Below are 10,550 nucleotides of genomic sequence, written 5' to 3'. Positions count from 1 at the left end.
CTGGCCAGTTCGGCGAGGGTTCGTAGCCACGACGGATGCACCACGTCGTCTGCGTCGCAGAACATCAACAGGTCGCCGGAGGCATTCTCGGCACCGCGATTGCGGGCATGCGCCGCGCCGACCTGCGCAGAGGCGTCGACACAGGTCAGTCGCAGTCGATCCCGTAGAGGGTGCGAGGAGACGTGATCGCTGACTCGTCCGTCACCGGCGTTGTCCGAGATCAGCACATCGAACGGACAGTCGGCATCCTGCTCCGCCAATGCCTGCAACTGCGCGTCGAGCAGGGGATCGAGCGAGCTCACAGGAATGATCACCGAGATCGACGGATGTGCCGCGCGCGCACGGTCCACGACGTCACCTCCTATCGGGGCCACGGGTGGCCGGAGCCTGCTCGATCAGCCGGTCGCGGATGCCTTCTTGTAGCCGCGGATTGCGGGGATCAGAAACACAGCTGCCATTCCGAGTGACCACGCCAGAGTTTGCAACACCGGCGTCAGGACCGGACCACCCATTGCCAGGTTTCGCATTGCATCGACCGCGACCGACATCGGCTGCGCCGCGACGACCGGTTGGAGCCACGGCGGGTAGGCCAGCACGGGTACGAAGCCGGCATTGAAGAACATGAGAAGCGTTGCGAAGATCGACACGACTTCGACCAGAGGTGCGTCGCCGGCGACGGTGGCCAGGAATGTCACCATGACCGCGAACCCGATACCGAATACGATCGGCACCAAGATCAACAAGATGCCGGCCGGAACTCCCTGAGTGAAGCGGAATCCCATCGCCACTCCGGCACTGGTGATGACGAGGGTAGTGACGAGCACCCGAACTGCTTCGGCAATCATTCTGCCCAGCAGGCCGGCGGCCCGGTGCGTGGGTGTCGTCCAGAACCGTGACAGCAAACCCGATTTGCGTTCGCCCTTGAGTCCGACCGCGCTGACGATGGATCCGAACATGGCCCCGACGAGGGCGATCATCGGCACCTGGCCGTAGATCGCGGGTGATCCGGTCGCCGCGGAAATCGAGTTGCCGAGTACGACACGGAACATGACCAGCATCAAGGCGGGGTACAGCAACGCCTGAATCATCGTCGACGGATCGCGCATCCATCGCATCAACAGTCGCTTGGCCTGGATCAGGCTGTGGGTCCAGAGAGCACGGACGGACCCTTCGCCCAGGACCATGTTGGGTTCGGGAAAGGTCAAGCTGGACACGCGGGTTGTACTCACCGACGCTTCGGACATCGTCATCTCCGACTCGTCACTCTGGCCTGGAGCTCGCCCAGATGGCGAGCGGTACGAAGAACAGGATCAAGCCGGCCACCCACGCGAGCGACGGCCACAACACCTGGAAGCTGACTCCGCCTTCGGCCATGTCCCGCATCGCGAAGGAGAACTGCGAGATCGGCTGGTTGCGTACGAACGGTCGGATCAGTTCCGGGAAACCACTTTCCGGAACGAACCCGCACGAGGCCATACCCAGAATCAGCTGGGGGAGGGTCAGTACCTGGCTGGTCGCCTCGGGACTTTTCGACAGCGTTCCGATCGCATCGGCACCGATCGACAACGTGGTGCTGATCAGCATGGCGAGTGCGCAGAACAACACGGCCTGGCCGAATCCCGCGGTGAAGCGAAAACCGATCACATAGCCGAAACCGAGGGCGGATACGAGCGAGACCAACGAGCGGACGACACCGCTCGAGATTCTCGCGACCAGAGGCACACCGCGCACGACGGGCATGGTCTTCAACCGCGAGTTCAGGCCACTCATGGCCTCGGCCGAGGCACGCTGTGCCGCCGAGATCGCGGTGAACGCCATGGCCTGCAGCACGATGATCGGCATCAGGAACTGGGCGTAGTCGATTCCCTGCAGACCCATGACGAACTTGAGGGGCAGATAGAAGCCGACGGTGAAGATGAGCGGGGCGATGACCGCGACCAACAACTCACCCTTGGTCAGCATGGTCCACAGTGCGCGCCCGGTCAGAGCCTGCCACTGCACGAATCCCGACGGCTTCGTCCTCGACCGCCGCTTCGGCTGCTGAGCCGTCGACCCGACATCGGTCCTCGGCACGGTCCTGGCCTGCGAATCGGCCACGCCTCGTGTCGTGGCCGTCATGGCGTGGTGCTCGTCTGCGAGTGCCCGGTGAGAGTGAGGAACACGTCGTCGAGCGACGGACGGCGGAGGGCGATGTCGGCGAGCACGATTCCCACCGCATCGATCCGGCGCAGAATCTCCGACAGAGTGGCTGCGCCGTCGGGTGCAGGAACGGAGAGCCGGTCCGAGGCAGCGGTGATCTCGGCGTGCACTGCAGCGGGGACCATGTCGCCCAGGGCTTCGGCGGCCGCGCGGAGTTGGCCGGGATCGAGGGGAACGACCTCGCAGTAGCTGCCGCCGGTCATGGCCTTGAGATGGTCCGACGTGCCTTCCGCGATGACCGTGCCCTTGTCGATGACGATGATGTTGTCGCTCAGGACGTCTGCTTCTTCGAGATACTGCGTCGTCAACAGCACGGTGATGCCCTGCGCCTTGAGCGCCTCGACCAACGACCAGACGCCCTGCCGACTGCGTGGGTCGAGTCCGGTGGTCGGCTCGTCCAGGAAGACGACCTCCGGCCGCACGACGAGGCCGCAGGCGATGTCGATACGGCGACGCATACCGCCCGAGTAGCCGCGCACGGGGCGCTTGCCGGTGTCGGAGAGGTCGAACTCGTCGAGCAACGCCTTGGCTCGCGCCTTGGCGGCCTTCTTGTCCAGACCCATCAGGCGACCGAAGAGCTCGATGTTCTCGCGGCCGGACAGCGTGTCGTCGAGAGCCGCGTACTGCCCGGTCATCATGATCGAACGACGGACTGCCGGAGCGTCGGCCACCACATCGTGACCCGCGACGAAGGCTCTGCCGCTGTCGGGTGCGATCAGGGTGGACAGCACTTTCACGGTCGTCGTCTTGCCTGCACCGTTCGGGCCGAGAATGCCCAGAACGGTTCCCCGCTCTGCGGAGAAGCTGATGCCGCGCAACGCCTGCACATCGCCGAAGGACTTGTGTACATCCTCCACGTGTACGGCTGCGTGTTGAGCTGACGACATCGAATCTCCGAGCTGTCGGGGGGAGTGGTGGGACCGGGCCCCGTGGAGTCGAGGCCACTACTTGATAGCGAAATTCGCCGTAGATGTTACGTGTGGGTAGGCGCTGCGTGAGCCTCGCAGTCAGTCCCAGTCGATATCGATACTGTTCTCGACGTCGAGTTTTCGGCACAGTGACCGCAACCCGCTGTAATCCTGAACCAACGCGCGGCGGCTGACGTCCTGCTCGACGTCGGCGAGCATTTCTTCGGCGCCGCGGATGCCCTCGAGTTCGAGTATGCGTCCCCAGGTGGAGAAATCGCTGCTCGAGAACGCGTCCATGCCGTCGACGAGGCCGTCCAGGAACTTCTGCCGGTCGTCGGAGCCGAGTCGGTCGAAGACGATCGCAGCCATGTCGTCGGCGATCGATGCATGGCAGTACTCGTCGCGGTTGTGCAGTTTCACGGTTGCCCGGTTGATGGGCTGAATGACGTCGTCGTCCTCGATCAGGTCCAGATACGAGGTGATGGAGATCTCTGCGACCGTCATGAACGCGAGCGAGCTGATAGCTGCCGACCAGGGGTCGTCGCTGTTCGCCTGCGCCGCACGCTGCCTGCGCACGGTGGAGCTGAACGGCAATGAACGTTCCGACAGAGCCCAGCCGCGTCCGCGCCGAGTGGCTGCGCTCGCATTGAGGTGCATCAGGGTGTGGTACTGCTCGTCGACCATGGCCTGGGTCACCGCGACCGCGAGGGTGTCACCCATTCCGGTCTCGAACACGTCTTGCGCCAACAGCGCAAAACCGGGATGAACGACGTGCTGCTCGACGTCCATCACGTTCTTGTTGAACGCGATCCAACCCCACGCCCGAAGTCGATCCTGTTGCTCGGGAGTGGCACCGGTGAAGGTGTCGTGCTCACCGAAGGGGATCAGGCGTCGGGGAAATCCTGCTTGGCGAGGTCGAACAAATCGTCCAGCTCGGGCTCGGGCTTCTTGACCGTCGCGCGCTGCGACCAGTTCTTCGCCAACCGTGCGACGACTGCGCTCTCGACGACATCATCGGAGTCGAATTCCGGCAACGACGGTTGCTCCAACATCGTGTGCCTCCGCTTCCGCACTCGTCCCACCGCGGCTATGGGCTACCACCGCTGCCTCGAACGATACCGAACATCTCCGCACACAATGCTCGATACCGATCGCCGTTCCCGCCCAGAGCGGCTTCGGCCTGCGCCAACAGGCGGGCGAAGTCGGCCTCGGAACCGGAGTCGACCGTCTCGCTCACCGTCTGCGTCGCTCGGTGTAGCGCAGCCCTGGCGTCGGCGGCGTGCGGATTGCCCGCCTGGACATCCCAGTAGACCTCGGGTTCGCCGCCGGTGATGCGAGCGAGCACGGCAAGCATCGTCGCGTGTGGGGGAGGCGCAACGGCGTCGATATCGACGAACGGAAGGTCCAGTTCGGCCAGAGCCATGCCGAACGCCAGGACGCTGGCGTGCGTCAGCGCCTGCGTCGCCGCGGCGAGGCGATCATGGCGTGCCGCGTCGAGATGGACCACTCGGCCGCCCCACCGCGTGATGCTGTCCAGGAAGGCATCCACCGGCGGGCCGGGTCGGTGCACGACGGCGGCGACCGGGCGTCCGGCCATCCCGAGGGACGGGGCGAACATGGGATTGATTCCCACCGCGGCACCTATCGGACGTGCGTCCTGCACATGGCGGGAGAAGCCGGACTTCACCGAGAGGGTTTCCACCAGCAGGGTGTCGGGGCGAATCGCGGACAGGTCGGCCCGCAGTGCCACGGATTCGGGGACCGCCAGAATCACCGTGGCGGCTTGTCTCAGCACCGACTCGACCGGAGCGTCTGGTTCGGTGATATCGCCGGCGATCGCCGCCGAACCCCCGGGCGCCGAGCCGCCGTGCACGTCCACGATGGTCACCGGCACGCGGTCCGCGAGCAGGAGGTCGACCATCAAGCGGCCGACCGCTCCCGAACCTCCGACCACCACTACCGAGTCACCGGACTCCGACCGCGTCACCGAGTTCATCGGTCGAGTATGTCAACGGGACGCCGCGGAGACCCAGATGGTGACGTCCGCGTGCACCACTTCGATGCCCGCGGTGTCTCGAATCGCGACGGGCACGACGATGTCGATGCCATCGGTGATCGTCCCGAAGTCGGGGACCTCGTCGAGTTCAGCGACCGCGCGCAGCGATGTGGTGGCCTTCGTCAGGTACCGAACTGTCATGGATTTGGGGATCCATCGGTGCGAAGTGGGGACGGTCGCCTCGGCGAGCATGCCCATGGCGACCTCGGCGAGGTTGCAGGCGGCGATGGCGTGGAAGGTGCCCAGGTGGTTCCGAATGCCGAACCACTTGGGCGCGGTGACCTCGCAGCGTCCCGGCTCGAGCGCGACGACGCGGGGCAGCACGGATGCGAAGTACGGAACCCGTAGGCACATGCCGACAGAGAAGAGGGTGGAGCCGACAGTGTTGTTCGGTAGCTTCGACCAGGCTCGATAGGTTGCGCCGGTGGTGTTCTGGACAGTGGTCATGGCGCTACCTTACTGCTCGGTAAGGTAGTGCGGTGGCAATCGATCGGGCCCGAGTTGATCTACTGCCCGGTCTGCGGCATACTGGTCGGGTTGCCTGGACACGGGACGCGCTTGCGTGCGGCCTGAAACAGGTGAGTCGGCCGAAAGGCCGACTGAGCAAGAACATGAGACCAGCGCTCCACGTGAGCGCGTCCGGAACACCAGCTCGATCGGTGCGGGTTTCGTTCGATTCGGATGGTTGAGGCGAAAGTTTCAGCGCAGAAGAATGAGCGGAATCGCGACACGCCCGACCGCGTGGACCGGAGAACCATGACAGATGAAGAGCGGCAACGGAATCAGGCCACGCCTGGTCGTCAACGTTTTTCACTGTCGTGTGTGCACGAAGGCAGTTCGTCGATGGGTTTCCCACGGCTCGGGGACTGTGCAGACGAGGTGGAGCAGGCCGAACGGCCCGTTCTACGACCAAGCGGCAAGAAAAGGACACTAAGCGTGGCGGGACAAAAGATCCGCATCAGGCTCAAGGCCTACGACCATGAGGCGATCGACGCGTCAGCGCGCAAGATCGTCGAAACGGTCACCCGTACGGGTGCCCGCGTCGTCGGACCGGTGCCGTTGCCGACAGAAAAGAACGTGTACTGCGTCATCCGTTCGCCGCACAAGTACAAGGACTCGCGCGAACACTTCGAGATGCGTACTCACAAGCGGCTCATTGACATCCTCGACCCGACACCGAAGACGGTGGACGCGCTCATGCGCATCGACCTCCCGGCCAGTGTCGACGTCAACATCCAGTGAGCGCGGAGACAACGATGACTGATAACAAGAACCGGCCTGCGACAGGAATTCTGGGCACCAAGCTCGGAATGACCCAGTCTTCGACGAGAACAACCGCGTCGTTCCGGTGACCGTGATCAAGGCAGGCCCCAACGTGGTCACCCAGATCCGCACCCAGGAACGTGACGGCTACAGCGCCGTCCAGGTCGCATTCGGTGCGATCGACCCGCGCAAGGTGAACAAGCCCACCACCGGCCAGTTCGAGAAGGCAGGTGTCACGCCGCGTCGCCACATCGTGGAGATTCGCGTAGCCGACGCCTCGCAGTTCGAGGTCGGCCAGGAGCTCACCGCTGCAGTGTTCGAGGACGGCGCATACGTCGACGTCACCGGCACCAGCAAGGGCAAGGGCTTCGCCGGAACCATGAAGCGTCACGGCTTCAAGGGTCAGGGCGCGAGCCACGGCGCACAGGCCGTGCACCGTCGTCCCGGATCCATCGGTGGTTGCGCAACACCCGGTCGCGTCTTCAAGGGAATGCGCATGTCCGGACGTATGGGTGGCGACCGCGTCACGACGCAGAACCTCTCGGTCCACAAGGTGGACAGCGAGAACGGTCTGCTGCTGATCAAGGGAGCGATCCCGGGCCGTCGCGGCAACGTCGTGATCGTCAAGTCTGCATTGAAGGGTGGTGCACGGGCATGACCAGCCTCGAGAAGAACACCGAGACCAAGCTGACGCTCGATGTCAAGGAAGCCGGCGGCAAGACCAACGGCACCGTCGATCTCCCCGCGGAGATCTTCGACGCTCCGGCCAACATCGCGCTGCTGCACCAGGTCGTCATCGCACAGCTGGCAGCTGCTCGTCAGGGAACCCACTCCACGAAGACTCGTGGCGAGGTTCGCGGCGGTGGCAAGAAGCCGTACCGGCAGAAGGGCACCGGCCGCGCTCGTCAGGGCTCGACCCGCGCTCCTCAGTTCGTCGGCGGTGGCACGGTCCACGGACCCCAGCCGCGCGACTACAGCCAGCGGACCCCCAAGAAGATGAAGGCCGCCGCATTGCGCGGAGCCCTCTCCGATCGGGCCCGCAGCGAGCGTCTGCACGTCATCACCGAACTGGTTGCCGGACAGGTTCCGTCCACCAAGGGTGCGAAGACGTTCCTCGCCGAGATCTCGGACCGCAAGAAGGTCCTGCTCGTCGTCGGCCGCGAGGACATCGCAGCCTGGAAGAGCGTTCAGAACCTGGACGGCGTGCACCCTATTGCACCCGACCAGCTCAACACCTACGACGTGCTCAACGCCGATGATGTCGTTTTCAGCGTGGAAGCGCTGAACACCTTCATCGCTGGGCCTGCAAAGAACGAGGAGGCAAGCAAGTGACCACGATCGCCGATCCCCGCGACATCTTGCTGGCACCGGTCATCTCCGAGAAGTCCTACGGACTGATCGAAGAAGGCACCTACACGTTCCTGGTGCACCCGGACTCGAACAAGACGCAGATCAAGATTGCCGTCGAGAAGATCTTCGACGTCACCGTGACCAGCGTCAACACGATGAACCGTCAGGGCAAGCGTAAGCGGACCCGGTTCGGTTACGGCAAGCGCAAGGACACCAAGCGCGCGCTCGTAACGCTCTCCGCCGACAGCAAGCCCATCGAGATCTTCGGAGGTCCGGTCGCGTAAGCGACTGGGACTCTTCGGATATAGAGGACGAGAAGACTCATGCAATCCGTAAATACAAGCCGACAACCCCGGGCCGTCGTGGCTCCAGCGTTTCCGATTTCGCTGAGATCACGCGTTCGACCCCCGAGAAGTCGCTGATCCGCCCGCTGCACGGTCGCGGTGGACGTAACGCACACGGTCGTATCACCACCCGGCACAAGGGTGGCGGTCACAAGCGTGCGTACCGTCTCATCGATTTCCGTCGCAACGACAAGGACGGCGTGCCGGCCAAGGTCGCTCACATCGAGTACGACCCCAACCGCACCGCGAACATCGCACTGCTGCACTTCGCAGACGGCGAGAAGCGCTACATCGTCGCACCCAAGGGCATTGCCCAGGGCTCGCCGATCGAGCAGGGTGCCAACGCCGACATCAAGCCCGGCAACAACCTGCCCCTGCGCAACATCCCGACGGGTACGACCATCCACGCGGTCGAACTCCGTCCGGGTGGTGGCGCGAAGATGGCCCGCTCCGCCGGAGCGAGCATCCAGCTCCTCGGTAAGGAAGGCCCCTACGCCACGCTGCGTATGCCGTCCGGTGAAATCCGTCGCGTCGACGTGCGCTGCCGCGCAACCGTCGGCGAGGTCGGCAACGCCGAGCAGTCGAACATCAACTGGGGCAAGGCCGGCCGCATGCGATGGAAGGGCAAGCGCCCGACCGTTCGTGGTGTCGTGATGAACCCGGTCGACCACCCGCACGGTGGCGGCGAGGGCAAGACCTCCGGTGGACGCCACCCGGTCAGCCCCTGGGGACAGCCGGAAGGCCGTACCCGCAAGAACAAGGCGAGCGACAAGCTGATTGTCCGTCGTCGTCGTACCGGCAAGAACAAGCGCTAGGAGGGAGTTCAGAATGCCACGCAGCCTGAAGAAAGGCCCGTTCGTAGACGATCACCTCCTCGCGAAGGTTGACGTCCAGAACGACAAGGGAACCAAGCAGGTCATCAAGACCTGGTCCCGTCGATCGACAATTCTGCCCGACTTCATCGGTCACACTTTCGCCGTCCACGACGGTCGCAAGCACGTGCCGGTGTTCGTGTCCGACTCCATGGTCGGCCACAAGCTCGGGGAGTTCGCACCGACCCGCACGTTCAAGGGTCACATCAAGGACGACCGGAAGGCGAAGAGGCGATGACCAACTTCACCCCCACCGCCAATCCGACTGCCAAGGCCGTAGCGAAGCACGTTCGCGTCACGCCGATGAAGGCACGTCGCGTCGTGGATCTCGTTCGTGGGCGCTCCGTCGAGGACGCCCTGAACATCCTCAAGTTCGCGCCGCAGGCAGCGAGCGAGCCGGTCGCCAAGGTGATCGCCTCCGCAGCCGCCAACGCCGAGAACAACCTGGATCTCGATCCCAGCACGCTGATCGTCGCCACTGCATTCGTCGACGAGGGTGCAACCCTCAAGCGATTCCAGCCGCGCGCTCAGGGCCGGGCATTCCGGATCCGCAAGCGCACCAGCCACATCACGGTGATCGTCGAAAGCCTGCCCAAGACCGGCGGAACGTCTCGCAACCGTCGTAAGGGCCAGGCGTCCAAGGAAGGGGCTCAGTAGTGGGTCAGAAAATCAACCCGCACGGCTTCCGCTTGGGTATCACCACTGACTGGAAGTCGCGCTGGTACGCAGACAAGCAGTACTCGGAGTACGTCAAGGAAGACGTCGAGATCCGCAAGCTTCTTGCCACCGGCATGGAGCGCGCAGGCATCGCGAAGGTCGAGATCGAGCGCACCCGTGACCGTGTTCGCGTGGACATCCACACGGCACGTCCGGGCATCGTCATCGGTCGTCGTGGCGCCGAGGCCGACCGCATCCGCGGAGCTCTCGAGAAGCTGACCGGCAAGCAGGTTCAGCTCAACATCCTCGAGGTCAAGAACGCCGAGTCCGAGGCTCAGCTCGTGGCCCAGGGTGTTGCCGAGCAGCTCAGCAACCGCGTCGCATTCCGTCGCGCAATGCGCAAGGCCATCCAGTCGGCCATGCGTCAGCCGAACGTCAAGGGCATTCGTGTTCAGTGCTCCGGCCGTCTCGGTGGCGCCGAAATGTCTCGCTCGGAGTTCTACCGCGAGGGACGCGTTCCCCTGCACACGCTCCGTGCCGACATCGACTACGGGCTGTACGAGGCCAAGACCACCTTCGGCCGCATCGGCGTGAAGGTCTGGATCTACAAGGGCGACATCGTCGGCGGACGGCGTGAACTCGCTGCCGCTGCGGCTCCGGCCGCCGGTGCAGACCGTCCCCCGTCGTGAGCGTCCCACTCGTCCGCGTCGCAGCGGTGCCCTCGGGGCACCCACGGCGACCAGCACCGAGGCCGGCCGCGCGGCATCCGCAACCGAGGCTCCGACCTCGACCGAGCCCACTCAGGAGGCTGACGCATGTTGATCCCCCCGCCGGGGTCAAGCACCGCAAGCAGCACCACCCGAAGCGTTCGGGGTGCCCGCCAAAGGGGCGGACTCAGGTA

Annotated in this window: 12 protein-coding genes and 3 pseudogenes; 8 read left to right on the top strand and 7 right to left on the bottom strand. The window is 64.4% G+C overall.

The window, feature by feature from the left end; all coding sequences use genetic code 11:
• From RHBS_RS17670 to RHBS_RS17640, 7 genes and pseudogenes are all read right to left on the bottom strand, one after another.
• A partial coding sequence (locus tag RHBS_RS17670) for a glycosyltransferase family 2 protein (protein WP_187298537.1) occupies positions 1 to 350 on the bottom strand: 350 nt, incomplete at its 3' end.
• A 45-nt stretch (positions 351 to 395) separates the two neighbouring features.
• On the bottom strand, positions 396 to 1,250 hold the full coding sequence (locus tag RHBS_RS17665; RefSeq protein WP_121870447.1) for an ABC transporter permease: 855 nt from the start codon (positions 1,248 to 1,250) through the stop codon (positions 396 to 398).
• Positions 1,251 to 1,260: 10 nt separating this feature from the next.
• Entirely contained in the window at positions 1,261 to 2,118 is an 858-nt protein-coding gene (locus RHBS_RS17660) for an ABC transporter permease (RefSeq protein ID WP_121870446.1), read from the bottom strand.
• Positions 2,115 to 3,086 carry an ATP-binding cassette domain-containing protein gene (locus RHBS_RS17655; protein ID WP_121870445.1) on the bottom strand — a complete coding sequence of 324 codons (972 nt, stop codon included), beginning with the start codon at positions 3,084 to 3,086 and terminating at the stop codon, positions 2,115 to 2,117. The genes RHBS_RS17660 and RHBS_RS17655 overlap by 4 nt, the downstream gene beginning before the upstream one ends.
• Positions 3,087 to 3,206: 120 nt before the next feature.
• Positions 3,207 to 4,159, bottom strand: a pseudogene (locus RHBS_RS17650) (diiron oxygenase).
• 35 nt (positions 4,160 to 4,194) lie between these two features.
• Complete coding sequence (locus RHBS_RS17645; RefSeq protein ID WP_121870444.1) at positions 4,195 to 5,103, bottom strand: prephenate dehydrogenase dimerization domain-containing protein; 909 nt, start codon at positions 5,101 to 5,103, stop codon at positions 4,195 to 4,197.
• A 12-nt stretch (positions 5,104 to 5,115) separates the two neighbouring features.
• On the bottom strand, positions 5,116 to 5,610 hold the full coding sequence (locus RHBS_RS17640) for a hotdog fold domain-containing protein (RefSeq protein WP_128646136.1): 495 nt from the start codon (positions 5,608 to 5,610) through the stop codon (positions 5,116 to 5,118).
• Between the two features lie 489 nt (positions 5,611 to 6,099).
• Here RHBS_RS17640 and rpsJ point away from each other — a divergent pair, with 489 nt between their 5' ends.
• The 8 genes and pseudogenes from rpsJ to rpsC all read left to right on the top strand — a co-directional run bounded on the left by rpsJ (position 6,100) and on the right by rpsC (position 10,471).
• A complete protein-coding gene (rpsJ, locus tag RHBS_RS17635) occupies positions 6,100 to 6,405 on the top strand; it encodes a 30S ribosomal protein S10 (RefSeq protein ID WP_003938093.1) in 306 nt (101 codons plus the stop codon).
• 14 nt (positions 6,406 to 6,419) lie between these two features.
• Positions 6,420 to 7,084 (top strand): annotated as a pseudogene (gene rplC / locus RHBS_RS17630) (50S ribosomal protein L3).
• A complete protein-coding gene (rplD, locus tag RHBS_RS17625) occupies positions 7,081 to 7,758 on the top strand; it encodes a 50S ribosomal protein L4 (protein WP_008718317.1) in 678 nt (225 codons plus the stop codon). The pseudogene rplC and the gene rplD overlap by 4 nt, the downstream one beginning before the upstream one ends.
• Positions 7,755 to 8,060: a 50S ribosomal protein L23 gene (rplW, locus tag RHBS_RS17620; protein ID WP_027496310.1), complete on the top strand. Its 306-nt coding sequence runs from the start codon at positions 7,755 to 7,757 to the stop codon at positions 8,058 to 8,060. The genes rplD and rplW overlap by 4 nt, the downstream gene beginning before the upstream one ends.
• A 20-nt stretch (positions 8,061 to 8,080) precedes the next feature.
• On the top strand, positions 8,081 to 8,935 hold the full coding sequence (gene rplB, locus RHBS_RS17615; RefSeq protein WP_128646135.1) for a 50S ribosomal protein L2: 855 nt from the start codon (positions 8,081 to 8,083) through the stop codon (positions 8,933 to 8,935).
• Positions 8,936 to 8,948: 13 nt separating this feature from the next.
• Positions 8,949 to 9,230, top strand: coding sequence for a 30S ribosomal protein S19 (rpsS, locus tag RHBS_RS17610; RefSeq protein ID WP_008718309.1), 282 nt, complete (start codon positions 8,949 to 8,951; stop codon positions 9,228 to 9,230).
• Entirely contained in the window at positions 9,227 to 9,649 is a 423-nt protein-coding gene (gene rplV / locus RHBS_RS17605) for a 50S ribosomal protein L22 (RefSeq protein ID WP_037188319.1), read from the top strand. Before rpsS ends, rplV begins: the two co-directional genes overlap by 4 nt.
• A pseudogene (gene rpsC, locus RHBS_RS17600) lies at positions 9,649 to 10,471 on the top strand (30S ribosomal protein S3). The gene rplV and the pseudogene rpsC overlap by 1 nt, the downstream one beginning before the upstream one ends.
• Positions 10,472 to 10,550: the final 79 nt, after the last annotated feature.

This window comes from Rhodococcus sp. BS-15 (genome assembly GCF_000813105.1).
Lineage (GTDB): Bacteria > Actinomycetota > Actinomycetes > Mycobacteriales > Mycobacteriaceae > Rhodococcoides.
This window is presented reverse-complemented; position numbering and strand designations above follow the sequence as displayed.